At 42.0% G+C, this 25,648-nt stretch carries 23 protein-coding genes and 2 tRNA genes; 10 read left to right on the top strand and 15 right to left on the bottom strand.

The window, feature by feature from the left end; genetic code table 11:
* Position 1: 1 nt before the first annotated feature.
* Complete coding sequence (locus H4K34_RS01300; protein WP_210759035.1) at positions 2-1,987, bottom strand: O-antigen ligase family protein; 1,986 nt, start codon at positions 1,985-1,987, stop codon at positions 2-4.
* Positions 1,988-2,083: 96 nt separating this feature from the next.
* Here H4K34_RS01300 and H4K34_RS01305 point away from each other — a divergent pair, with 96 nt between their 5' ends.
* Genes H4K34_RS01305 through H4K34_RS01320 form a run of 4 tightly spaced genes read left to right on the top strand, consistent with a single transcriptional unit; the run spans position 2,084 to position 6,405 of the window.
* Positions 2,084-4,450, top strand: coding sequence for a M1 family aminopeptidase (locus tag H4K34_RS01305; RefSeq protein WP_210759036.1), 2,367 nt, complete (start codon positions 2,084-2,086; stop codon positions 4,448-4,450).
* Positions 4,451-4,489: 39 nt separating this feature from the next.
* Positions 4,490-4,918, top strand: a complete 429-nt coding sequence (locus H4K34_RS01310; protein WP_210759037.1) for a hypothetical protein — start codon at positions 4,490-4,492, stop codon at positions 4,916-4,918.
* Positions 4,919-4,940: 22 nt separating this feature from the next.
* Positions 4,941-5,309 (top strand): hypothetical protein, encoded by a 369-nt coding sequence (locus H4K34_RS01315; protein ID WP_210759038.1) that lies wholly within the window; start codon positions 4,941-4,943, stop codon positions 5,307-5,309.
* On the top strand, positions 5,272-6,405 hold the full coding sequence (locus H4K34_RS01320; protein WP_210759039.1) for a glycosyl hydrolase 53 family protein: 1,134 nt from the start codon (positions 5,272-5,274) through the stop codon (positions 6,403-6,405). The genes H4K34_RS01315 and H4K34_RS01320 overlap by 38 nt, the downstream gene beginning before the upstream one ends.
* On the opposite strand, the gene H4K34_RS01325 is transcribed toward H4K34_RS01320, so the two are convergent.
* A complete protein-coding gene (locus H4K34_RS01325) occupies positions 6,402-8,501 on the bottom strand; it encodes an HD family phosphohydrolase (protein ID WP_210759040.1) in 2,100 nt (699 codons plus the stop codon). The two genes, H4K34_RS01320 and H4K34_RS01325, sit on opposite strands and share 4 nt — an antisense overlap.
* 171 nt (positions 8,502-8,672) lie before the next feature.
* On the opposite strand from H4K34_RS01325, the gene H4K34_RS01330 reads away from it, so the two are divergent.
* On the top strand, positions 8,673-9,851 hold the full coding sequence (locus H4K34_RS01330) for an acetyl-CoA C-acyltransferase (RefSeq protein WP_210759041.1): 1,179 nt from the start codon (positions 8,673-8,675) through the stop codon (positions 9,849-9,851).
* 4 nt (positions 9,852-9,855) lie between these two features.
* A complete protein-coding gene (locus H4K34_RS01335) occupies positions 9,856-10,635 on the top strand; it encodes a C40 family peptidase (RefSeq protein WP_210759042.1) in 780 nt (259 codons plus the stop codon).
* A 138-nt stretch (positions 10,636-10,773) separates the two neighbouring features.
* Here H4K34_RS01335 and H4K34_RS01340 read toward each other — a convergent pair whose 3' ends face one another.
* From H4K34_RS01340 to H4K34_RS01370, 7 genes are all read right to left on the bottom strand, one after another.
* On the bottom strand, positions 10,774-12,312 hold the full coding sequence (locus H4K34_RS01340) for a T9SS type A sorting domain-containing protein (RefSeq protein WP_210759043.1): 1,539 nt from the start codon (positions 12,310-12,312) through the stop codon (positions 10,774-10,776).
* A complete protein-coding gene (locus H4K34_RS01345; protein WP_210759044.1) occupies positions 12,309-12,887 on the bottom strand; it encodes a hypothetical protein in 579 nt (192 codons plus the stop codon). The genes H4K34_RS01340 and H4K34_RS01345 overlap by 4 nt, the downstream gene beginning before the upstream one ends.
* A gap of 276 nt (positions 12,888-13,163) precedes the next feature.
* Positions 13,164-15,392, bottom strand: coding sequence for a heavy metal translocating P-type ATPase (locus H4K34_RS01350; RefSeq protein WP_210759045.1), 2,229 nt, complete (start codon positions 15,390-15,392; stop codon positions 13,164-13,166).
* Between the two features lie 81 nt (positions 15,393-15,473).
* Positions 15,474-16,040 carry an AraC family transcriptional regulator gene (locus H4K34_RS01355; RefSeq protein ID WP_210759046.1) on the bottom strand — a complete coding sequence of 189 codons (567 nt, stop codon included), beginning with the start codon at positions 16,038-16,040 and terminating at the stop codon, positions 15,474-15,476.
* A 32-nt stretch (positions 16,041-16,072) separates the two neighbouring features.
* Positions 16,073-16,774 carry a transglutaminase-like domain-containing protein gene (locus H4K34_RS01360; protein ID WP_210759047.1) on the bottom strand — a complete coding sequence of 234 codons (702 nt, stop codon included), beginning with the start codon at positions 16,772-16,774 and terminating at the stop codon, positions 16,073-16,075.
* Between the two features lie 39 nt (positions 16,775-16,813).
* Positions 16,814-17,557, bottom strand: a complete 744-nt coding sequence (locus H4K34_RS01365) for a helix-turn-helix transcriptional regulator (RefSeq protein WP_210759048.1) — start codon at positions 17,555-17,557, stop codon at positions 16,814-16,816.
* Entirely contained in the window at positions 17,554-18,429 is an 876-nt protein-coding gene (locus tag H4K34_RS01370; RefSeq protein ID WP_210759049.1) for a cation diffusion facilitator family transporter, read from the bottom strand. The genes H4K34_RS01365 and H4K34_RS01370 overlap by 4 nt, the downstream gene beginning before the upstream one ends.
* Before the next feature lie 306 nt (positions 18,430-18,735).
* On the opposite strand from H4K34_RS01370, the gene H4K34_RS01375 reads away from it, so the two are divergent.
* Positions 18,736-18,825: transfer RNA gene (locus H4K34_RS01375), tRNA-Ser, on the top strand.
* Positions 18,826-18,903: transfer RNA gene (locus H4K34_RS01380), tRNA-Pro, on the top strand.
* 611 nt (positions 18,904-19,514) lie between these two features.
* Here H4K34_RS01380 and H4K34_RS01385 read toward each other — a convergent pair.
* The 6 genes from H4K34_RS01385 to H4K34_RS01410 form a co-directional block, all read right to left on the bottom strand.
* On the bottom strand, positions 19,515-20,237 hold the full coding sequence (locus tag H4K34_RS01385) for a tetratricopeptide repeat protein (RefSeq protein ID WP_210759050.1): 723 nt from the start codon (positions 20,235-20,237) through the stop codon (positions 19,515-19,517).
* A gap of 184 nt (positions 20,238-20,421) precedes the next feature.
* On the bottom strand, positions 20,422-21,189 hold the full coding sequence (locus tag H4K34_RS01390; protein WP_210759051.1) for a hypothetical protein: 768 nt from the start codon (positions 21,187-21,189) through the stop codon (positions 20,422-20,424).
* 200 nt (positions 21,190-21,389) lie between these two features.
* Positions 21,390-21,938 carry a hypothetical protein gene (locus H4K34_RS01395; protein WP_210759052.1) on the bottom strand — a complete coding sequence of 183 codons (549 nt, stop codon included), beginning with the start codon at positions 21,936-21,938 and terminating at the stop codon, positions 21,390-21,392.
* A 340-nt stretch (positions 21,939-22,278) separates the two neighbouring features.
* Positions 22,279-23,064 carry an IS3 family transposase gene (locus tag H4K34_RS01400; RefSeq protein WP_210760513.1) on the bottom strand — a complete coding sequence of 262 codons (786 nt, stop codon included), beginning with the start codon at positions 23,062-23,064 and terminating at the stop codon, positions 22,279-22,281.
* 32 nt (positions 23,065-23,096) lie between these two features.
* Complete coding sequence (locus H4K34_RS01405) at positions 23,097-23,363, bottom strand: transposase (RefSeq protein WP_210757338.1); 267 nt, start codon at positions 23,361-23,363, stop codon at positions 23,097-23,099.
* 52 nt (positions 23,364-23,415) lie between these two features.
* Positions 23,416-23,748 (bottom strand): helix-turn-helix domain-containing protein, encoded by a 333-nt coding sequence (locus tag H4K34_RS01410; protein ID WP_246452170.1) that lies wholly within the window; start codon positions 23,746-23,748, stop codon positions 23,416-23,418.
* A gap of 726 nt (positions 23,749-24,474) precedes the next feature.
* On the opposite strand from H4K34_RS01410, the gene H4K34_RS01415 reads away from it, so the two are divergent.
* Together H4K34_RS01415 and H4K34_RS01420 are read left to right on the top strand one after the other, a co-directional pair.
* Complete coding sequence (locus H4K34_RS01415) at positions 24,475-24,816, top strand: hypothetical protein (RefSeq protein ID WP_210759053.1); 342 nt, start codon at positions 24,475-24,477, stop codon at positions 24,814-24,816.
* 72 nt (positions 24,817-24,888) lie between these two features.
* Positions 24,889-25,629 (top strand): GLPGLI family protein, encoded by a 741-nt coding sequence (locus tag H4K34_RS01420; protein ID WP_210759054.1) that lies wholly within the window; start codon positions 24,889-24,891, stop codon positions 25,627-25,629.
* Positions 25,630-25,648: the final 19 nt, after the last annotated feature.

The following is a 25,648-nucleotide window of genomic DNA, read 5'->3' on the forward strand; positions in this document are numbered from 1 at the left end:
TTTAATGACTTACTGATTGGCTGGCGAAATATTCCAAAGCCGGCTCTTGTCTTAGGTCATAAGCCAGAATATAATGCAATCGAATCAAGTCCTTATCGTCCAAGGCACTAAGCTCCTTTCCTTCTTCTGTCGCCCACTTTCTGATGATGGTAAGTACATAAGTTTCATACATCCCTCGATCTTCATCAAATTCGGCTGCCTTTTCTCGCAGGACGGCATAGGCTTGCGCCGACTGAGCCTTATTAAAATAAGCGGAGGCCAGATTTAAAATGCCCTCCTTATAATAAGGGGAAATCTCGGTCGCTCTACGATAATAAACCAAGGCGCTATCCGCCTCTCCCATTAGAGCAAAGGTATTAGCCAGGTTATTAATCACCTGCAAATTATTGGAATGCAGCTGTCGTGCAATACTATATTCTTGGAGGGCTTTGGCAAAGTTCTGCTGATTAAGATAAGCCAGTCCACTGTAGAATTCCATGGGCATTCCAACCGGACTAATCTGGTAAAAATATAAGGGAACGGTTTCTTCCTTTAATTGAATTAATGCAGACCAGTTAGCCTGACCATGGGCCACAATCATCTTCCGGTTTATCTTCTCTCCTTGCCAGCGCTCATAGCCGGTATAAGTGAAAAGAGTCGCCATTAGCATTAAGATTGAAAAGAGCAAGACTTGCCAAAGTTTGCTTTGCCTTCGAGCTTCAGAACTCAATCCAGCTGAATTTAAAAGACCCGCGGCCATCATAAATAAGGATTGATGAAAAATGCGCTCGCGGGGGAAGCTAAAAACGGATACCACCAAAAAACCAATAAGAACTGCTAATAAAAGATAAGGACTCCAATTGGAATTGCCAATACGCATCTGCCGAAAGGCTTGCTGAATTAAGGCCATTACAAATGCCAGATAAAATAGAAGGCCAAAGGGTCCGGTTTCGGCCCAAATCCAGAGATAGTCATTATGAGGTCTTTGGAATTGTACGATGCCTTGTCGGGCACGATAAACCTCAGATCCATACATGGGAAATTCTATACGCCACTTAGCGGGCCCTACTCCTAATAAACCTTGATCTTGAATCATGGCCAAGCTATAATCCCACATTTGCAGGCGCTCGCCCGTCGTAAAACTCTTCTCAGTACCACTAGTCTCAATCATTCGACTTTGAAGCGCCTTACCCTCCCCTGTTTTAGCTAACACTACCTTGTATTGTACCAGGAAAATGGGAACCAGGAGAATCAAGAGCAAAATTCCCAGGCTAGTCTTGGCATAGCTAAATTTTGGAATCCACTTTCGAAAGATATAAGTCAGGCTAATTACAGCCGCTCCGGCCATAGCCCCTAATAATGCTGATCGTGAGCGTGTAAAATAAATTAATGCCAAGGTAGCGATGGCCACTATCATCCCGAGAATTCGCGCGGGCCAAGGATTTCGGCCTTCTTGGCTTTTAGCCAGTAAACTAAAGGGAAGTAAGAGTAATAAGGACGAAGCCAATAAATTATGATGCGCCATTGGTCCCCGTAGTTCGGTGAAGGGGAATTCTTGGAGTGTATTAGTCCAATTTGGAACTATGTTTTCATATACCGTAATTCCAATTACTAAGAGCAATGAAATTAGGGTCGACCAAGCCAAAAAGCTTCTTTTGCGGGCATCCCCATCCAAGCTTGAAACGGTAATAAACAGTAGGAAAAATCCTACATCCTTAATCAAAGGTACTGCAGCTTCAGCTCCGGCGCCATGGCCCAGCCAGGAAAGGCTTTCAATCAATAAAAATCCCAGGAAGAAAAGCGCTGGAAAAGACTTGAAGGCCTTTAGCCAATTTGCTTTGGGATAGCTGAGGCCGATAATTAATAAGAGGAATATACCTAGTAAAAACATGCGCGGATGCAGCACCGAGTCCAATGCTGAATCATCCTGCATTAAAACCAAGCTCGGGGGCAAGAGGATAATGAGGAAAGCAGGGATAAATGAAAGAATATTGCGTTTGCTCATCATGGGCTTCAGGCTTAGCGCGTCCTAAATTATAAATATTGAACGGAGTCGCTAGGGTGCTCGATTAGCTTCTTATCTTCGGGCTTCAAATTTCTTAGTATGCGAAAGCTTTGGTATATCGTTTTTCTCATGGGTCCTTTTTTATTGCAGGCCCAGTACAATTGTATGGACAGCAAGCAAGCCGTTCAGGCTCTTTCTACTCCCAATATCAATAACAATGCGAAGAGCGACACCTTTGACATTCTGGATTATGAGCTCTTTTTGGACCTTTATGGTATTGCCCAGCAAGAATTTAAAGCCGAAGCCCGAATTCGAGTTACACCTCGAATTGTCAATGTTAGTCGACTTAATCTCGACCTCTGGAAGCTTCAGGTTGATTCCGTAAAATTCCCCGGTGTTTCCGGTACTTACAGCTATAATGATTCACTTCTACAAATCGATTTCAGCAATGCTTTAAATCTGGGAGATACTACTTCGGTATGGATTTACTACAGTGGCTATCCTCAAGGCGACCCTTTAAATTGGGGGGGCTTTCATGCCGCCCAGGGTTATTATTACAATTTAGGAGTAGGCTTCGGATCCAATCCCCATACCTATGGCCGAGCCTGGTTCCCCTGCTATGATAACTTCGTAGAGAAATCTACCTACAGCTTGAACCTTTTAAGCAAGGCCCCTATGCGCCCTTTATTAAGCGGCGATCAAATCACTCGCAATTCACAAGGAGACAGCATTCTAAGCTCCGCTCGCTTAGACAAAGCTATTCCTACTTACCTCATCAGTTTTGCCCTGGCCAATTATCAATTCTTAAGCGATACGGTAGCTGGAGCCAATGGAACTTTAGACATTCTATTAGCCGCTAAGGCAGCAGACACTAGCAATCTGAAAGCCTCCTTTGTAAACTTAAAGCCTACCCTCCACGCCTACGAACACTATTTCGGTCCCTACCAATGGCCACGAGTGGGTTATGCTGCTACTACCGTTGGCGCCATGGAGCATGCCACCAGCATTTCCTATCCCATCAATTTGATCAATGGAAACCTTAACGGAGAGGATATCATGGCCCATGAATTAGCGCATCATTGGTTTGGAAACCTCATTACTTGCGAAACAGCCGATGACATGTGGATCAACGAAGGCATGGCGGAGTTCAGTTCCCATCTTTATACCGAGCAGGTCTATGGTCGTAAGGAATACCTAGACATCGTGCGCGAAAACGCCTGGAATGTACTTCTAAATGCCGCTAGCCGTGATGGTAATATGCACCGCTCTCTTTATGGAATGCCCCATGAGTTTGTGTATGGATATCACGTCTATCAAAAAGGTGCCATGGTAGGTCATAATATGCGCCATTATTTGGGCGACAGTGTATTTTTCAATTCCCTGCAACAGCTCTTTAATGATCACGCCTATGGCAATTTAAACAGTGTAGAATTTCGGGATGAAATGATCCGTATTAGCGGAAATACTGACTTGCAAGACTTTTGGCAAGATTGGGTATTCGAAGCGGGCTATCCGCAGTTTAGTGTAGAGGATTGGTCCTATCAGGATTTAACGCAGAGGGTAGACCTCAGCTTAAAGCAAAGAACCTATGCTGCACCTAATTACTTCAATCAGGTGCCAGTAGATATCACCTTCTTTAAAGCGGATGGCACTCATTTTACCCAAAGGCTAATCCATTCTGGTAAAGAGAGTCAGCATAGCGGAATTCTTATCCCCTTCAAACCGATTGCCGTGCTGGCTTCCTACAGCGGATCTTTATTAACGGCCACAGGTAGAGATCACTTACATTTTGATCAGGCGGGCAGCCAAACGGCCAGCTATGGTGGGATGACGGTAAGCACCGAGAATTTTGTAGATACCGGTTCTGTAGTGGTGATGCAGCATTTGGTGGCAGCTGAAAAAGATTCTGCTAATCCCTTTGATTTCCGCTTGGGACAAAAGCATTATTTCACGGTTCAGAATCTCTATTTCCAACAAAGTACCCTTAAAGGAGAATTGCGATTTGATGGCAGTACCCGAGGTCTGGATCAGGATTTATTGCAAAATGGAAACGATAGCTTGGTGGTCCTTTATCGCCCGAAAGGAGCCCAACAATGGAACTTATACCCTCATCAGCAAAAGCAAGCCAGTAGCCCTAATTCACGCATTGGAAGCATTATCTTAAATCCTTTGATGAGCGGTGATTATGTTTTGGCCAATAGTGATGAAAGCCTGGCCTTGGAGGTGATAAGCACCGAAAACAAGAATATTCGCTTGTTCCCCAATCCTGTTCAAGACAGTTTAACCTTAGTATCTGAAAGCGGTCCTATTGACTGGCAAATTGAATTGATTACTCCGGCTGGTAGAACCCGTATTCAGGAGAAGTATGAGCATTTAGCCGAATTAAAAATCAAAATGGAGCGTTTTCCTGCTGGCAATTACATTCTTAAGGTAAATGGACAGGAGTTTAAAGTCGTGAAGATTTAAGGAAAAAGTCTAACTTGGGTACCCTAATAAATCTACAGTATGCTTACCAGTCTTATGCTAAGCCTTATTGGCCTCTTAACTTTTTCATCTGAACCGGTATTTACCGAACTTAGCTCTGCTGAATGGGAAAGTCAGTATGCCAATACAAAGGCTTATTACAGTTTTCGATGCAGCAGCGACGATTCCAATGAAAAGGGAAGCTTAAAGCTGAAATACGATACCAAGAAAGAGCTTCTTAATTGTGATTGCAGTAAGGGAAGCAATATTCAGATTCAGACTAATAAATTTGAACATCTGGATGCGCCTTTTAAAGCGATTGACTTCGATTTACTGAGCAATTTCATGAAAGAGCATAAAATGAAATTATACAGCTTTACCTTATATCATATTGAGCAAGAAGCGCATATCCTTTTAGAAATGAAGAACCGCCAGGGAGAAACCCAGTATTGGCGCTATCAAAAACATTAAACCTTAGAACACGAACGTAAACATGAAATGTCTCGAGCTAAAACCTAAGCGAAGCTTAATTAAAACCGACCATCGTTTTATTGCTAAAATCCCCCTAATGCCCAATCGCTACCTCTGGGAGCGCATGGACTTTAGCTTAGGATTATTGGCCAGCGATAAAAGAGATTCCTTATTGGTAATTACCGATAATGAAGATTTCTTGAAGCGCTATACCAAGTACTACCAAGAACGATTTGAAGTTGCAGAACACGGAGACGATTATTCTGTGGGTGCCGACTTCGAAACCATTTTTGGGAAGGTTAGCTTCGATCAAGAAGTGGAAGTAGAAAACGATGATGATGAAAACTATGAAAATGAGGAATCTGAAATGGATGATTCCGATATCGACTAAACATAAAGCCTTCCTTTGGGGAGGCTTTTTTTATTTCCTTCTTGCAAGCCTCATTCTAAGTGGCTGCCGAAAAAATGAAGGACAAGGAACAGCAAAAGTTCCCGAATCCAATACCAAGGACTTTTATCGCGCCGCGGATCTTTCATCCTGGCCCGAAATTAGTGCGGCTAATCTTAGTTTCTTTAAAGCCGATGGCGAAGAGGATGAATTCTTGGATATCCTTCAAGATGCCGGAATAAACACAGTCCGATTACGACTATGGGTAGATCCGGCGGGACCTCATTCCAGCTTTTCCGAAGTCGATAGTTTTGCCGAGGTACTGCATAATCGTGGTCTTAAAGTTTGGCTTAGTGTGCATTGCACTGACCACTGGGCGGATCCTTCCAATCAAGAGATTCCGGCTCGCTGGTCCAATTTAAGCTTCGCCGAACTTCAAGATAGCCTCTACCAGTATTTTGCTCGAATCAGTGCTCAAATTCAGCCGGAAATTATTCAAATCGGGAATGAAATCAACCCAGGCCTGCTCATGCCCTTTGGCTCACGATGGGAGCAATTACCTCAGTTTCGCTCCTTAATCGACACGGCCTCATCTGCCATTCGAAGGCATAGCCCGGATAGTGAAATTATGCTCCATTGCGCTGGTCCAACTGTAGCTCCAGTTTATTTCTTGGATTTAAAGGATTTAGACTTCGATCTAATCGGGATTTCCTATTACCCCATCTGGCATGGGAAATCCTTTTTTGACCTCACTAATGTTTTCAATAATCTGGATGCCAACTTAAAGCAAGGAATTATGATTGCTGAAACGGCCTACCCTTTTACTTTGGATTGGAATGATTGGACCAATAATATTGTAGGACTACCAGAACTATTAATTGATACCATCCCTGCCAGTCCAGCTGGTCAAAAACAGTTTCTAGCCGAAATTCGTGCTCAAATCGAAGCTCAGGACAGAGGTCGTGGCTTTTGTTATTGGGGAGGTGAACTCATTGCCTGGAAAGGCCCGCAAGGTGAAAATGCCTCTCCCTGGGAAAATCAAGCTCTCTTCGATTTTAACCGCAAAGCCTTACCCGTATTGGAAGTTTTCGCTCCCTAATCAGGATACTTGATACGCACATGATAGATATTCATGAGCATTTTCTTGAATATCTTTTTCACCGTACGAATCTCCCGCAAGGTAATAGGGGCATTTTCGAATTGCCCGCTTTGAATTTGACTGTCGATCAAGCGCTCCACCAATTGATCAATCTTATCATGATCCGGATTGCTGATACTGCGCGAAGCAGCTTCTACGGTATCAGCCATCATCAATACCGCGGTTTCCTTGCTAAAGGGCTTTGGTCCGGGATAAGTGAATTTATCCAGGGCCTTTTCATCAGAAGGAAAGTCTTTAATGTACTGGCGATAGAAATACATCACTGTTGAAGTGCCGTGATGGGTGCGGATAAAGTCGATTAAAATGTCGGGTAAACGATGTTGCTTGGCCATGGTAATCCCTGCCGAAACATGCCCGATGATAATCTCTGCACTTTCCTCAAAACTCAATTCATCATGAGGATTGATCCCAGTACTTTGATTCTCAATAAAATACATGGGGCTTTGCATTTTACCAATATCATGGTATAATGCTCCGGTACGCGCTAAAAGGGCATTACCACCAATCGCCAAACAGGCATTCTCGGTAAGATTCGCTACTTGCAAAACATGCTGAAAGGTTCCGGGCGCGGTTTCTGCCAATTCGCGTAAAAGAGGATTATTGGTATCGCTTAGCTCCAGTAATGAAATCTCAGAGACCAAACCAAAGAGGCGTTCCTGAAAATAAATTAAAGGGAAGGAAACCAGGGTAAGCAAGCCATTCACCATAAAAAAGCTGAAAACCCGATAATTAATTTCCCAAATTGATCCCTCCTGTAAAATGGCCAAACTGAAATAGGAAATGGCATAAACCCCGGTAATCTTACCAGCGGTAATAAAGAGATCTCGCCGCTTATACAAGTTGTTAACCAGTAGTACCGAAAAAACCCCGGCAATGAATTGCAGGAATACAAATTGAAAACTATTGGGTACCTGAAATCCAATAATCAGGATGGTAACCGTATGTACAAAGAGAGCCAAACGGATATCGAAGAAGGAGCGCATTACCATCGGTAAAATGGCAAAAGGCACTAGAAAAATATACTCTTCCTGAAAGCGACCAATGAAGTAGGCCGCTAAGACCATGATCAAGATATTGAGCAAAATAAAAGTGAGGCGCGAAATATCTTCCAGCACCAAACGCTCAAATTGACGTAAATAAGCGAAGAGGGCAAAAAACAGAATGCCCGCCAATAGGATTTGCCCGGATAGCAATCCGAAATAAGAATCATCGCCACTGAGGCTACCCTCATACACTTCTTGCAGGGATTTCAGCTTGTTAAAGCGATCTTGATCCACTAGGTTACCCTTGGCAATAATCAATTCCCCCTCTTCTACCATGCCACGGGTAGCGAGGATATTATTTAATTGGTTCTCTAAATATTTCTCGGTGGTCTCCTTATCAAAAACAATATTATAGCGCAAGCTGGAGGCCACTCGGGCCGCAAGGAAACTGCTTACTGCGGCAGGATAGCGATCTTTCAATCGCTCTCGAACCGCATGATCCGCTTCATTGATACTGTAAAACTGTGCCCATTCTACCTGCTCGGTAACCTGCCCTCTTAAAAGCAGAACCTCTCCATAAGATTGGGCTAAGGGCTCATCTTCCAAAGGTTGAAGCACCCCTTTTTTAAATACCGTAATTAAAGTGCTCTTGCCCGCTTCCAGCATATTATCATGCCAAAAACTGGTATCGCCTTCCTCTAAAATAAAACTAAAACGACCGGCTTTTAAAGCCTGTTCCCAGGCCGGTTCAAACTCCCCTTCATATTTGGAAAGGGCTAAAGCTTCCGCCTCTTCCTTAAATTTTAAGAAGAGGGTTTTTTGCTCGGATAAATCCCTTTTCTCCTTGGCAATTTCGGTTTCACTCTTCTGTATGGCAAAATCGAAAGGAGCCAGTAAATTCTCATGCTGCCAAGGCTTAGCCTTCTGAAATTCGTATTTAAATTTGGCTTCGCGTGGACTGAGGTAAACCACAATAATCATCGCTCCCAGAAAAAGTAAGGCAGTAGAAATCTGGGTTTGATAGTTCTGAATGATCAGTAGGAGCTTTCGCATGGCGATTGGTCTAATTGAACGGCTTATTTTGTGTAATTTCGCCCACGTTGCTAAGTAAAGATAAATCTTAGAATACCGCATGATCTCGGACCACGAGTCGTTTTTCAAATTTCAGATCACATTCCAAACGGAAGGCGGTATTTTCTGTAACCCTTCTAATAATAACCTCTCATGAAAGAAGTAGTAATCGTATCCGCGGTTCGTACCCCCATTGGTGGATTTATGGGCAGTCTCTCTTCCCTTTCTGCTACCCAATTGGGCTCCATCGCCATTAAAGGTGCTTTGGACAAAATTAATCTTAATGCCTCCGAAGTTCAGGAAGTATTAATGGGTAATGTTTTGCAAGCCAATGTTGGTCAGGCTCCTGCTCGTCAGGCGGCTTTAGGTGCGGGAATTTCCAATGAGGTTCCTTGTACTACCATTAACAAAGTTTGCTCCTCAGGCATGAAGGCCATTATGATGGCCGCTCAATCCATTAAAGCTGGTGATGCCGATGTTATCGTTGCCGGTGGTATGGAAAGCATGAGCAATGTTCCACATTACCTCGAAGGTCGTAATGGTGTGAAATTAGGCGATATTAAAGCTAAAGACGGCCTATTACGTGATGGTTTGATCGATGTTTACAATCAAACACACATGGGTAACTGCGCTGAGCTTTGTGCTAAAGACATGAACTTTAGCCGTGAGCAGCAAGATGAATTTGCATTGGAAAGCTACCGTCGTAGTGCCGCTTCTTGGGAAAACGGAAAATTTGCGGAGGAAGTAATTCCGGTTTCTGTTCCTCAACGTAAGGGCGATCCCATTATCGTGGACAGAGACGAGGACGTATTCAAAGTAAATCACGCCAAGGTTCCTACCCTACGTCCGGTATTCGACAAAGAAGGTACCGTAACTGCTGCTAATGCCTCTAACTTAAATGATGGCGCTGCCGCATTAGTAATTATGTCGGCCGAAAAAGCAGCAAGCTTAGGCTTAACACCGATCGCTAAGATCAATGCTTATGCGGATGCAGCTCATGAACCAGAATGGTTTACTACTGCTCCAGCAAAGGCCTTACCTAAAGCTTTGGCTAAAGCCGGAATCGATAAAGATCAGGTAGATGCCTTCGAATTAAACGAAGCCTTCTCAGTAGTAGGCTTGGCTAATATTCAGTTATTGGATATTGATGCGGCTAAAACCAATGTAAACGGTGGTGCCGTTTCTATGGGTCACCCACTGGGAGCTTCCGGAGCTCGTATCATTGTTAGCTTGATCAGCGTATTGAAGCAAAACCAAGGTAAATACGGTGCTGCCGGTATTTGCAATGGTGGTGGTGGTGCTTCTGCAATGGTAATCGAAAACATGGCCTAAATCCATGGTTAAAGGCATTTCCAAGCTTAGCGCTATCCCCATGCGATCTGATCCCTCCGATGCTTCGGAGATGGTGAATCAATTGATCTTTGGAGAAACCTACGATGTTCTGGAACAGCGTAAAAAGTGGATTCGCATTCGTTTGCACCACGATCGCTATGAAGGCTGGATCGATAGGAAGCAAGCGAGCTTTATGGATGATGCTCAGGCCGAAGCGCAAAAGAAGACGCCCATCTTTATTGCCTCCGACCTAATAGAATTAGTATCCCGAAAAGATGGGGGGAGCTTCTTCCCCATCTTTTTGGGTTCTTATTTGCCCGGTCTTGATGCCGAGCATAATTTCACTTTGGCCGATGAAGTTTTTCATTACAATGGGCCAACCCTTTCTAAAAAACAGAGCCGCGAACAACTCATTGAAACGGCTTTCCTTTACCTCAATGCCCCCTATCTATGGGGTGGCAGAACCCCAGCTGGAATCGACTGTTCAGGTTTTACCCAAATGGTATATCGATTGGCAGGACATTCCATTCCTCGCGATGCCTGGCAGCAAGCCGAACTGGGTGAAACCCTAAGTTTCATTGAAGAATCAGAACCCGGTGACCTGGCCTTCTTCGATAATAATGAAGGCCGAATTGTGCATGTGGGCATCATCCTTCAGGATAATTATATCCTCCATGCCAGTGGCAAAGTTCGCCTCGATCGCCTCGATCAAAGTGGCATCTTCAATGCCGAGGAACGTGGACATACCCATAAGCTGCGGGTGATTAAGAAAATTATTAAGTAGTGTGTAGAATCTAGAGTTTAGAGTCTAGATGTGAGATGTGAGATGTGAGATGTGAGATGTGAGATGAAATTACATTTCCAACTACCAACTACCAACTACCAACTACCAACTACCAACTACTAAGTACCAGCTACCAATTTACTTCTTCAACAACTTTCTTTGAAAGTAATTTCCATCCTTATCTTCTAGCCTTAAAATATACAGGCCGATGTCCAGGTCTGGCCAGAAGCATTGGTATTTATAATCTCCGGGCAAGACTTTTTCTTCGCGAATTAAAAGTCCAGTCTGATTAAACAATTGGATGGAACGTAAGCCATCCAATTCAATGAAGAAGTCCACTTGAAATGGATTAGGATAGACTTGAATATCCGGATCTATTTGCTGCCAATCGATTAGCTTTCCATCCTTAGTTAATCTACGGATAAATGAAATGGATGGGCCTATAAAATACTCAGGCTTATAAGGACTGGGGAACTTTATTCGACCTAATACAAAGAGCGTATCATTAAGCTCAAAAACCTCTTCAAGATGACCTCGGTAATCTCGACTAAGCATATCTCTGGACCAGAGTTTATCCCCTTGCCAATTGGTACAGATTAAGGTATTGTCATAAAAAGTTCCTACTTCATCATAAAAAGCCTTTTGTCTCGACAAATACACCCGCTCCTCAGTTATTCCTATGACATCATATTTATATTGCAGACTGTCTGATCTTAAGTTCGGACTGGGATAGTAGTAGGCTACCGAATCCTGAAATTCCTGATAATTGGAATCAAAGGTCGTACGCATTAAGTACTCACCATAGCTCGTATCATAGTCGGCAGAAAATAGAGTTCGTCCTACAATATAATTTGTGTCGGCCAGGTACTTTAAATTTCTGTTTCTGTAAAATGGAGGCTTATAAACTTGAGTAGGATTTGGCCGCCCTACTTCAAATAAAAATAGGGTATCAGCTTGCTGAAAACGCAGTGTCCCAAGCTGCGGATCAAAGTCAAATTCTCCCATACAGCGCTGAAACTCCTTTCCAGTTAATCCCTTCAGATTGAATGAGTGCTCCTTAACGAAATCTGCTTTCTCAAAATCAAAGCGCAATAAATAAAGGCTATCTCGATCAAGCTTATTATAATCGAAATAATTTCCGGATGTACTATATCCATCGCAATCTCCGGCCAAAACATATATTTCCTGATCCACCACAAAAGGTGCCTGGCTCAAAGCCACCAGAGACTTCGCATACAAGTCTTTTGGAAATTCATTTTGCAAACCGGTTTCTGGATTAAAAAACACGATACCCAAAAATCCTGAACCGGTGATTTGCTCTATCAATAAATTGGGAGCATATTCCACATAATTACTCGATAGTCTAATAGAAGGATAGCCCCGATAGGAATCAGTATGCTTTCGAACCAATTCTCCCTGCAATTTCCCCCTGCGAACATGGCCGGAACCTTCTATAGGATACACATGAGGCTGGCTTTTATATACATCGCCATTCGAACCGTATACTTCAAACACAAAGTCGTTCGCATTTCTAAAAATGAAATTCTGGAAATACGAATGAGTCATTCCAATGTCCCAATGAGGAACGACCATAATATCTTCCGGATAATAGCGATGCTCCTGAGCGATGGAACTCATTGCCCATAAACAAAATAGAACTAGAGTGATTCTTTTCATGGGAAACTCAAATCATTAATTCCCTCAAAGGCCGAATTATACCTGAGACTCATAAAACTTTCTCTTAGGCCACTCTCTTGATTTAGGGCCCATATCGAATCCGTTTCTAAGCTGATTTTTGAATTAATATCTAAATCCAACCATCCTTGATAATTTGCATAATGTCTGATTTTGAATTTACCATCTATATATTCTTCTACATCTACATCATAAAGAAAATACTCTTCGGCCTCACTGGGCTGATCGTCAAGCCAAGAGGACATATAGCGGGCCTTATCAAGCTTCATCTTATTAGGAGCCACGATCTTAAATCGAAAAACACTTCCACTCCCCGCCAATTTATATTCAGTACCATTCGCTGAATAAATTGGAACCATGCCTTTGGTATACAAGAAAAGCTCGTACAAATATCCAGAGCTATAAATGCTATTTACTGCATATCGATAATTGACCCTATGCCTGGCTAATTCATAGGTTTTCCCTTTAAAATGAAGGCTGCCCTTAACTGGTATTTCCTCCTTGGAACAAGATTGAAGTAAGACTAAGGCGATGATAATTAAAATGTTGCGAAGCATTTTCCCTTATACAGTTCTCCTTAAAAGTAATCAATTGCCAGAAGCCCAAACTTTGTCTCAGGATATTTCGATAAACCGTCGCTTTTCTTCGATGAACGGTAATCTATAGCCAAGGCCTAATAAATAAGCTTTTGGGAAAAACTTCACCTTGACTCATTAACCTATCTAAATTCCAACAGCGCAGTGGTCTATACTCTAACAGCGTAGCGATCTATACTCTAACAGCGCAGCGGTCTAAACTCTAACAGCGCAGCGGTCTATATTCTAGACTCTCCCTCAAAGCTTCCTTCCCCTCAACCTCAAGCTATTCAATACCACCGACACGGAGCTAAAGGCCATGGCGGCACCAGCAATCATGGGGTCTAGTAAAAAGCCTGTAAAGGGATACAGGATTCCCGCCGCAATGGGGATACCAATGAGGTTGTAAATGAAGGCCCAAAAGAGATTCTGATGAATACCCTGAAGGGTGAGTTTAGAAAGATGAAAGGCTTTTGGAATTAAACGCAAGTCGGAGCTCATTAAGGTCATTGGAGCCACTTCCATAGCAATATCAGAACCATGTCCCATGGCAATACCCAGATCGGCCTGCGCCAAAGCTTCAGAATCGTTAATGCCATCTCCTACCATTGCGACCTTTCGGCCCTGAGCCTGTAAATCGCGTACTATGGAACCTTTATCCTGTGGAAGTACCTCTGCTCTAAAATTCGAGATTCCAAGTTCCTCCGCCCAATAAGCGGTGGTTTGGGCATTATCACCACTAATTATCATAAGCTCCAATCCGTCTTTTTGCAAAGTTTTTATGGCTTCGGCTGAACCTTCTTTCAATTGATCCCCTATAGCAAACTGAGCGATAATCTGCTCACGGTTAAAGAAGTACAATACGGTGGCTCCTTGTTGAGCCCATTTTTGGGCTTTCGCCGAAAGGCCTTGCGCTGGGCTTAAATTCCAATCCGCCAGGAATTGTGCATTTCCACTGGCATATTCCTCACCACTAGGTATTGAGATTTTTACTCCCCTTCCTTCTATGGCTTCAAAATTCTGTTGCTCCGTGGCTTTGTGGCCTTGGGTTCTTAGATGACGTACCAAGGCAGTTGCCAGTGGATGTTCAGATTGTTGCTGCAAGGCTAGTAAAACCGGTGCAAAATCCTTCACATCCAATTTCCATTCGGCTTCCAATACTTCGGGTTTACCTCGAGTGAGGGTACCGGTTTTATCCAGAAGTAAAAGATCCACTTCACGGGCTCTTTCCAAACTCTCGGCATTGCGTACCAAGATATTATTCTCAGCGCCCTTGCCAACCCCTACCATAATGGCGGTAGGTGTGGCTAAGCCCAAGGCACATGGACAGGCAATCACAAGAACCGCGATTGCCGTATATAGAGCACGAGCAAAGGCTTCCTCCCCACCCCAGATCATCCAAACTCCAAAAGTGAGAATGGCAATACCGATTACTACCGGCACAAAAATTCCGGCAATTTTATTGACTAAATCCTGAACCGGAGCTTTACTGCTTTGGGCTTCTTTAACTAAGCGAATAATTTGGGCCAAAACGGTATCCTCCCCAATTTGGTCGACTTTTAATACAAAGCTTCCCTTCTGGGCCAGAGTTCCGGCATAAAGTTTATCTCCCTCTTCCTTGCTAATGGGAATTGATTCGCCGGAAAGCATACTTTCATCGATCGAAGCCGATCCTTGATGCAAAATTCCATCTACAGGAATACTCTGCCCGGCTTTTACCCGCACCAGATCTCCTGCTTGCAAGTCTTCAATTTCTACTTCCTCCTCTTCACCATCTCTAAGGCGAATCACCTGCTTGGCCTGAAGGTTTAGCAATTTCTCCAAAGCCTGAGAAGTACTGCTTTTAGCCCGCTCTTCCAGGGTTTTACCTAAACTAACGAAGGTCACAATCACCACCGCTGCTTCGAAATACACATGCGCTTCTAAACCACGAGAAATCCAAAATTCGGGGTAAAAAGTGTTGAACAAGCTAAAGGTATAGGCGATACCGGTACTTAGGGCTACGAGGGTGTCCATGGTGGCCAAGCCGTGTTTGAGTTGTTTCCAGGCATTGCGGTAAAAATGCCCACCAAAGACAAAGAGCACGGGTAGCGACAAAACAGCTGAAATCCAAGGACCCCAGCTCCAATTACCAAAGAACATCCCGATGATAAAAACCGGTAAGCTTAAAAGGGCGGAGCCTAAAGTTTGCTTCTTTAATTGTTTGTAACGTCGTTCTTGCTGCTCCTTACGCTTCAGGTCTTGCTCGCGATCTTTAGCCTCCAGGTCGAGGTCGTAACCAATACTTTGTAAAGCCTCTTTTAAAACCTGAGGGGCTAAGTTTTCGGCGTACTTCACTTTAACAGTATGTGCAGCGAAATTCACCTCCGCTTCCGCAACCCCATCCGTATGTTGTAATATAGATTCAACACTGCTGGCGCAGGCAGCACAGCTCATACCTTGCACTAAGAAAGTGTCTTCAAATGCCTTATTTTCTATTGTAGCCATAAGCTTAATTTTCGAATACAAAGATCCGAAGGCGACCATCCGATGACGAATGGTATTTTGATGGCTTCTTATGGAATTTTGCTAGATCGCGTCCAAAGGCTTCCGCAAATGCGAGAAATTACGGCGAAACTCCGTGGGTGTCATACCGGTTTCCTTCTTAAACTGCGCCGATAAATAGGAGGCATTGCTATAATCCAGGGCATGGGCAATATCCCCTAGGTCTAATTCATTGTACACCAATAATTCCTTGGCCCGTTCCATTTTTAATTTGGCGAGGTAGCGCTCAATGGTTTGCCCTTCTACACTGGAGAAAACTCTACTTAATGAGGAATAGTCTTTATGGAAGTGATCAGCCAGGTGCACCGACAAATTGGTTTGAGGACGCTTATCCGCTTGGTAATAAACCCAATCGAGCAGCTGAACTTTAATTTGTTCAATGAGGACCTTACGGTGATCATCTAAAAGCTCAAAGCCACGGGATTCCAATTTCTCCTTTAACTCCGCTTTTTGGATATCATTTAAATCCTGCGTTAAAAGCACGAAGCCTAAATCCACATTAAAATCCTCAATCTGCATTTCCTTCAATAGATCTTCCACCGCCATTACGCAGCGTTGGCAAACCATATTCTTGATCACTAATTCCGGCATAAGACAAAGGTCTGAAAAATGCAGAGATGCCACTAGATTTTGCAGCGGATCTTATCTACTCTTCGATTTATTCTATGGCGAATGAAATTCTGATACAGGTACTTTTTCAATGGATTTAATTGCTGCTCATGATCCTTGTAAAAGGCATCCGGAGTAGCGAATAAGCCAAAATCCTGATTGATGCCCTCTTTCTGAATAAAGGTATCCGCTCCTTTCCATAGAATGGGAGGATTGGCAAAGTCATTCGTATAAACGCCGTATCCGCAAAAGCGACCTTCACAATCAGCAAATTGTTTTTGCAAGGATTTCAAATAGGGATCATCCAATATAAAGCCTTCTAACTTTAACCAGCGCCCCTCAAAATAAACTTCTACCCAGGTATGGAGAATGGATGCAGGGGCCAATCGGTACCAAATTCCGAAAATCGCACCCTTTTGCAAGGCCTTGGCAATGGTGAAGCCATGCAAACGACAAGGTATGGCACAGGCTCTGAGCAGGGCCATAAACAAGCTTGATTTAGTATTGCATTGGCCATAGCCATCTTGCATTACCTCCGAAGCGGGAATGGCATCTTCAAGGTTATAGCCGAAGGCAATTTCATTGCGCACGAAATCATATATCGCACCTATGCGATCGTAGGCTTCCAGTCTCATCCAATCTCTATTCCGAATCAAATCTTGAATAGAGGGATGCTTAAAATCTAAAAGGGGGCTTAAAGCCAGATAATCTTCCATCTTTATTTCTTTAGGACAAAGCTCCGCTGGCGGCCTTTCCTAAACTTGAATAAAGTGGCTATTCTTTAAAACCTCTTTGGGACTAAAGCCAAAGTTTTCTTTAAAGCTCCGACTAAAATGGGCACTGTCGCTAAAGCCCGCCGCATGGGCCATTTGAGTTAAGTTGCCCTGCCTTCCCGACTCCAAAGCCAGCTGCAAGCGATTCCAGTTTTGGGCACGACGATAACTAATGCCGGTTTGAATTTTAAAAAGATGTAAAAACCGACTGGGAGATAAATGAACCTGTTCGGCTATTTCCTCCAAGGAGACAATACGTTCCCGTTTCTTATCAAGATAGGCTAAAGCCTGATTTATGCGCAGATCTCCCTTATGCAAGGCGTCCTCACAAAAGCAAGTATAGGTACGGATGAGGCTGTTTAGGTTCTCTGATTGAAGTGCGCCATCCTCCAACTTCTCCACGCACTGGATGATTAGCTCTATAGCCTTATGCTCAACTTCAGTTATTGGCGACCGGGCCAATGCCGACCAAAAATGCCCAATAGGATGAGCAGGATTAAAAAGCAGATGCAAATGTTGTCCCTGAGAAAGGATACGGTGTTTAAGCTGAGGCTGTAATAGGATGGCTTTGTCCGAAGTCTGGATTTCCTTGTCGGTTTCAATCTTCAGAGACTCATCCAGGGCAAAGCTCAGTTGCAAGGCATAATGTTGATGCCAATGGTTCTGCTCCAAATTACCGGTGAACCAACCAAAGCCTGGCTCAATATGCAGGTAATTGCCCCTCATTTCATGCTACACTCCTGCCCTTCGGTTTCCAGTTCGAGGGTAATATGATTAAAATGATAGGCCGCTAATTGTTTTTTCAAATCCAGTTTCACCTGCTCCATTTGGGCCAGGTCTTGAATGCCTTTGAGGCGAACATGACTGCTAAATACATGGTGCTCTCCTTCTAAGGACCAGATATGGGTGTGATGCAGGGCCTCTACTCCATTTACCGCCAGGAGCTCGGATTCCAATTTCTTAAGATCAAATTCGGCTGGCACCCCTTGTAGAAAAAGAAAGAGGGTTTCTTTGAGGCGCTTGAAAACTCCGTAGAGGATATAGAGGGTAATGGCCAGCGAGAGGGCCGGATCCAAATAATCGATTTGCTTGAATTGGAGGACAATCGCCACGATGAGCACTGCAGCCCAGCCCAAAACATCTTCCATTAAATGCCAGGAAATCACTTTTTCATTGAGACTTTTACCGCTGGTCATTTTCCAAGCCGCATAGCCATTCACGGCAATGCCTAAAATAGCGAGGTAAAGCATTCCATTGGCATCTGAGGCTTCGGGATGAATCAGTCTTTCTACAGCCTCTTTAAGCACGAAGACCGAGCCAATTATCAGCACTACACTATTGAGTAAGGCTCCTAATAAGGAAAAGCGAGCATAGCCAAAAGAAAACTGTTTATCGGCCTGTTGCTTAGACTTGCGCTGCAAATACCAGGCGGTACCTAGGGAAAGGCTATCTCCTAAATCATGGATGGCATCCGAAACAATGGCAACGCTATTAACGGCCATACCTCCAATAATCTCAATAATGGTAAAAAAGAGATTGAGGAAAAAGGCCATACGCAGATTTCCTTCGGGTGCATGATGATGGTGATCGTGAGCCATAAAGCAAAGTTAAGCGGAAAGCAAGGATTGGCTTCTTCATTAAATACTTTCTTCCATAACTTAAGTCGCAAAGTATCAAGGCTTCATATTTCCAAAGCTAGAATCGCTTCACAAGGCTCATCATCCTAAACTTAATTTCAAAGACGGAGACTCTAAAATCTAAACTCTATCGTCTAAGGTCTATAGACTCTTTTTCTCCATTTTTTTCGATTTACTATTGCGTAGAATCAAAGTCTGTTTAAATTTGCAGCCCCAATAACGGAAGTACTTAGACCAAGAGCTTCCTCGTTCTTTTAGAACTAACCCGGTGAGATGGGTGAGTGGCTGAAACCAGTAGTTTGCTAAACTGCCGTACGGGCAACCGTACCGCGGGTTCGAATCCCGCTCTCACCGCCACGGGGCGTAGCGTAGCCCGGTTATCGCGCCTGCTTTGGGAGCAGGAGGTCGCAGGTTCGAATCCTGCCGCCCCGACCAAAAAGTCCTGATGAGAATTCATCAGGACTTTTTTTATACCCACCACCGAAGCAAGCTTGCTTGACTGAGGCTTGGTGGGCATAAAAAAAGCTGTTGCGATTGCAAAGAGCAACAGGACTTTTTGGTCGTAGACTTCAAAATGTTAGTGGCACTAGGATCATGAAATAATCCTGCTTAATGGAGATTCGATGGGCATAAAAAAAGGCTGCTGTGAACGAAGAGATCAGCAGAAACTTTTTGGTCGTAAACACTAAAATATTAGCGGTATTTGGATCATGTAATAATCCTGCCTACTGGAGATAGGATGGGCATAAAAAAGGCTGCTGTGAACGAAGAGATCAGCAGGAACATTTTGGTCGTAAACTCTAAAATATTAGCGGCACTAGGATCATGAAGTAATCCTGTCACCCCGACAAAAAGCCTTCAAACCTAAGATGCTAAATATTAGAGTTTATTATACTTACTAGGTTCGAAACTGTATCCTAATAGACCTTGTACTTATTGATGGAGGTAAAGGGAATTTACTGGTTTTGCTAACGGCCCGGCTAAAATTTCGCGCAACGGTTAGGTTAGTTGGGCATGCATTTTAGCCATTGTTGGGCACGTTACTTTTATTTTCTTTCGATTTCAAATCCACCAATTTCTGTGTCACTAGCTTCAGCATCTACTCCTTTAAGTAAGAGCAAAGTCCTTTTTCTTCTGTCATTGTAATGAAGCTCTGTCAATAATTGGTCAGGGTTATTTTCTAATTCCTGTATTCTTTCGTTATAATAGGCATAAACAATTGTATCTTGTTGATAAACATAATCGTATTCTAAAATCGCTTTTTCTCGTTCCCCTTGAATCTCATAAAGGTTTCCGATATACCATTTAAAGTCATGGTTAGTCTCAGCTGCTTGTTGAAGCAATGTCATTGCTTTCTCCAAGTCTCCTTGTTTTATGTAACAGCCGGCTTTGTTCGCCTTATTTCTTGGTGAATCAAAAGTCAACGATTCATCTAATCGAAACCGTTCGAGCGCTCGGTCAATGCTGTCGTTGTCGTAATAGATTTCACCAACGATAGTGTGCAGATTGGAAATTTTCCATTTGTCAAGACTTTTGTCATTCTCAATCAAAGAGTCGGCATAGCTTGCTCCATCATTCAAATTATTATCCGCTCGTTTATATAATTTATCAATTTTAGCTTCCCATGCATATACCTCCCTGTTCTGTTGTTCAGCTTGCTTAGCAAAATCCTCCCTGATATCATCCATGAAATCATTCATGTTGTTTTGCTTGGGCTGACAACCAAATTGTAGAATCAATAATGTAAGTATAGAAAGTGTCTTTTTCATCTTAATAGATAGCAAATGGCTTATGATGGATTAGCTACGCTGAATTTCAATTCGAAACACCCTTCTGTTACTCGAAACCAAAGCTGGCTACGAAGCGTAAACTCTGCTTTTCTGCAGACAAGTATGCTGATAGCCATTCATCCGAGATAAGCTATATTCTATATTAGCCACCGTATTTTTCTGTTTACAAACCTTCATAAGGACTATCAAACTGAATCCAAGCTGTCCATTTTTCGTTCTCATTTCCACAAATATCCATCAAGCTAAATCTCACTTTATACCTTCTATTCTCCTTGTAGCTAAAAGCACCTGAACACATTCCACGACCTACACTTAAAGTGTCTGTGCCTTCGAAATTCAAAAAGTAAGTTGTTGATTCACCGCTCTTCAAGTCTACAAGTTCAGTTTTAACCAACAGTTCAGATTCGTCTTTTGTCTGAATCTTAAAATCCGCATAAATTGCTGGTCCGCAACCGTAGTGAATTGTCCTTTTATCAACCAATTCAGGCACGTTTAATAGTTCAGGAGATTCAGTGTCTATTCCACCATCTACCTTCCAAGTTATTGGTTCATATTTTCCCAATTCTGAATTCCACCTTCTTAAACGGGAAGTTTCAAATTCGTCAAGCTTATCAATTTTTAATTGGTAGGTTCTTCCTGCAATTAATTCTTCTTCCGGTTCAAGAATAGCTTGGGTTAATTCAAATAATCCTTTGTATCTATTTTTGACGTTCAGTTTTACTCTATGCCCCTCAGATTCAAGGTATATAGGGTAATTTTCATTCAAGGAGGTTACTATTTTTTGACTTCTAAAATACCCTGTTAACACAATCAGTGAATTTTGTTTAATGGTTCCTTTCTGTGGAAGTGCCCAAAGTCCATCAATTGCACATTCCGCAAAAAGCTGGCCTGTTGTAATAAAACTTAGAAGTATGATTAGAACTATTTTCATGTCGTGTTTTAATGGTAGCTAAGGGTCTTATTATGACTTGTGGCGATTTAACTATGCTGATTTTCAATTCGAAGCTATTCCTGCCTGTCCGAAGTGAAAGGTAATTAGGTCCACCGACAAAACGAAAACCCTGCTTATCGGCAGGCAAGCTTGCTGGCAGCCATTCAATCGCGATAAGTTAAATGCGTTCATGGACCCAGTTATTTCTTATTTATTAATTCTATTTCTTTCGTCAAATCCGATCCGTGATATTCTTTGACATTTACAATATTCCCAGCAGGGTCGTATTTGAATTCAATTGTTTTCTTGTCATTGAGCTTATTTATCATTTTGATTACTTGTCCAAGTTGATTGTAGATAAAATGGAACTCATATGGTAACTGTGAGCAAATCATACAAGCTGAATATCTATAGGAAGTTACTCTTGAAAGTGAATCGTAAGTTATTGTGTAACTCCAATTAGTATTGAAATCCCCCACTTTAGTCGAGTCATTCCATTTAGTTATTGTATCATTTTTATGGTTCGTGTCAACCATTTTTTGAGGGTAATGATATGGAGTGAAAAAGTGCTTTTTGTAAAAATCCAAGTCTAATTTTCCCGAATACACAATTGTTCGCGTGTCGGTAATTTGTCCTTTAAATCCATTTGGTGTGGCCACGTCAAATTGAAGAGTGTCCTGTCCATAAACAAGATTCAAAGTCAAAATCAATAGGATTGTTGTTATCGTCTTCATTCCAATGGTGGCCAAGGGTTTGGCTATGAATGTATTTTGGCGTAACAGGTTCAAAGTAGTTCCATTACAAATCTGGTATTGGTCATTGCCTGAAGGAACTGTGAAGTCAATGTAAGATATTATAGCATCAACTAGTTTACCTTCTATTAGAAAATAACTGAACTTAAATCTTTAATTTACTATAAGTCCTCCTTCAAAAATTTCGAACTTTTAAGTTCCACCTGAACCAAAAGTCTGCGGCATTCAGATCATGGTATAATCCTGCTTAATACGAGAGACCTAGTTTAAATTCCTGTGGAATCCAATTAGACCACTGTAAGTCCCCCATTATTCCAACAGGTCTAAATTATCGATTTTAGGCAATAAGCCTTTGTTTAAATTCTCTTGGAGACATGTCTCCAAGAGAAGAATGCGGATGGTTTTGATTGTAGTCTTCCATCCAATGATTGATTAACTCTTGCATCTGCGTCTTCGTTTCAAAGAGATAAGCGTTGAGCACGTCTTCTCTCAGGGTGCGGTTAAAGCGTTCACAAAAGCCATTCTGCATAGGTTTTCCTTTCTGTATTCTTAAGTGTTTTATCTGATGTCGTTTGCAAAACTTTTGAAAGGCTTCTGCCATAAACTCTGTTCCGTTATCAGTTCTTATGGTAAATGGCTTACCGTGCCACTCTATTAGCTGCTCAAATTGCTCTACTACATGTTCGGAAGGGAAACTGCTGGATACCTTGCAAGCCAAAGCTTCGCGGTTGTAGTCGTCAATAATGTTGAGCACACGCATTTTCACACCATTCTCTAAGCGGTCCTGCATGAAGTCGGCACTCCAACATAGGTTAGGAGCTAAAGGCTGCAGCAACACCTCTTTGTCAGGGTTAGGAATACGTCGCTTCCATTTCCTCTTGCGCTTGTTCATCCCCAGTTTGATGTACACCCTGCGGATACGTTTCTTGTTCCAGGCATAACCCTCTTTACGAATACGCTTGGTATAAAATGGGCAGCCACGCGCAGGATAATGCTCCGCGTACCAGCGTAGCTTTTCCTCTACCTCCTTATCGTCTCGCTTGGATATATAGTAATATCCAGAGCGCTCAAGGCTAATGATTTTACAGGCCCTGGCAGTACTGACAGCGTAATCCGCTTTAATCTGCTTTGCTAAAAACCTCTTCTGACAGAGCCCTAGAGCTTTTTTTCCACCACATCCTTAAGGATCCTGTGGTCTAAGCTCAAATCCGCATACATCTGCTTTAGCTTCGTGTTTTCTCGCTCTAACTCCTTGTACTTGCGTAGCATTGCTGAATCCATGCCCCCGTACTTCTTGCGCCAGATATAAAAAGTATTGGCGCTTATACCTAACTCCTTGCAGATATCCTGTACTTTCTTACCAGCCTCATGCTCCTTTAAAGCCTGGCTGATCTGGCTTTCACTAAATCTTGATTTTTTCATAGTCAACAGTTTAAATTTACACACTTTTAAACTGTTGGATTTTTTGGGGGACTTACACCACCTCAACATCCTTTCTATCTAATTGAACTGAAAAGCGAATATTGGCTTTTAAAGCATTAAAAACCTTTAATATTGTTTCCAGGGTAACATTCTTGGTATTTCGTTCGAGCTTGGATATTTGAGCCTTCTTCACCCCTACCAAGGCGCCCAGTTGCTCTTGGGTTAAATCACGTTCCTTTCGAACAGTTTTGATCATTTCCCCCAATAGCTCCATTTTCAAATCAAACTCATATTGATCACGCCCCAGATTTCCTGGTTTACCCAAATCTCGATCTTTCAAATCACTAAGGGACATCATTTTAAGATCCGTGTTATTTGTTGTCATCTATTCCTTCCATTAATCATTTGGTTCTTAGGAATTCTCTAATGTAAGCAATGTTTCCATAAATGGAAACATTGTGATTTTAGCTAGGCCATAATTGTGAAATCCAAGTCTTCTAGAGAACAGCTGGACTTTTTGGTCGTAGACTTCAAAATGTTAGCGGTATAAGGATCACGAAGTAATCCTGCCTACTGGAGATTCGTTGAGAATAAAAAAAGCTGTTCCGATTGCAAAGAACAGCAGGAACTTTTTGGTCGTAAACTCTAAAATTTTAGCGGCACGAGTATCATAGAATAGTCCGACTAAATAACAGCAAATCGTTTTTTACATCAATCACTTATGCAATACCTCTTACTACTGTTCTCCATCAATTCTTACTAAAAAAGAGAATCTAGGGCCCGCAAAAATGCATGAGACTTTAATTTTCGCTTTATAACACAATTATATTCTTTCGAATTATTATTCAGTAAAAGAATAATAATTATGCTTAACCAGTAATCTAAGCTTATTTATTATTTCATGTATTCATTTGATGAATATTCGAATTACACACGCATCAATATTAAAGTTATTTTCATCAAAAATCACGAAAGAAATCACATACATATTCGTTATCTTTTATGAGAATTGATATCATCAATTAAATTATTAAATCTAATGGCCTATTGATTTATCGAGGTTGCTGAAAATCGAAAGAGTAAGCATTTAATTTACTTAATATAATAAATCATGAAAAAGTTAATTTTAACAACCAGCCTTGTGCTTTTAGCTATCTCATCTAGTTTTGCGAGTCCAGCAGAGTTAGCTAAAATTTCATACCTCACAATTAATCAAGATGTTACCAGAGATCTAAATGAGGTTTCCAATCAGGTTCAAGAAGATATCAAAATCTCAATGAAAGTTGATTTAGATGATGATGCACTACAATGCAAGGTAACTATAACCGTATCCATTGGAATTATTTCAGTTTCGGGCACTGTTTCTGGTGATTGCGACGAAGTCAAGGCAAAAGCGGTACAATTACTCGGCGAATTAATTGATCAAGCCAAGGAACTGGCAGGGGATCTGTAGTAGTTATTTTCCAAATACGGTCATAATATTATGACCGTATTTATTTTGAATTACTAACTTAATCTTATCATTATGAAACTTAGCTTAACAACGATCCTACTTTATTTGACTCTATTTTCCGCTCCATCTTCAAATCCTCAAATCCAATCACAGTCATTTAAAATCAAGTACGACTGGTTTTGCAGTTTTTGTGCGGGAAAGGGCTTTTCCTCCATCTTATACAGCAATGATCTTGGTTCTTTTTATGTGTTTAAAGAGAAGGATTTGCATCATAGTGCAAGACAAGACGAAACAATAATTCATGACACAACCAGACGGTATATTAGGTTTGATAGAACAAGGGATTCTATTTACGAGCTTGGATTCTTGAGATCTATTAACGCGAGTGGGATAATAATTGCCGAAAAGCAAAGTCCAATAAAATGGAATTTAATTGATTCAAACAGAGTGATTGAAGGCTATGAATGTAAATATGCAGTCGGTAATTTCCGCGGACGAAAGTATTATGCTTGGTATGATCCAAGTGTTAAAACCAACTACGGTCCATGGAAATTACATGGTTTACCTGGTGCAATCATCTTTGTCATCGATTCAACTGAAGAACTATCTTTCAAGGCAATAAACATTGAACCCACTAAAATTCAAAGCTTTGATCAAATCCTAAAACTAAGAAAGCTCCCAATTGTAGCTAGAAGCGTTTATAGAGAAAAGCGAGAGGAAGTTTACAATCGTATGGGCTCCATTAAACCGGAGGAAGGTTCAGGAGTCACCTTTGATATTTCTATTGAAAAGAACTATTTTGAATTTGAGTAAGGTAATTTCAACGAAGACT

The organism is Croceimicrobium hydrocarbonivorans (assembly GCF_014524565.1).
Taxonomy (GTDB): domain Bacteria; phylum Bacteroidota; class Bacteroidia; order Flavobacteriales; family Schleiferiaceae; genus Croceimicrobium; species Croceimicrobium hydrocarbonivorans.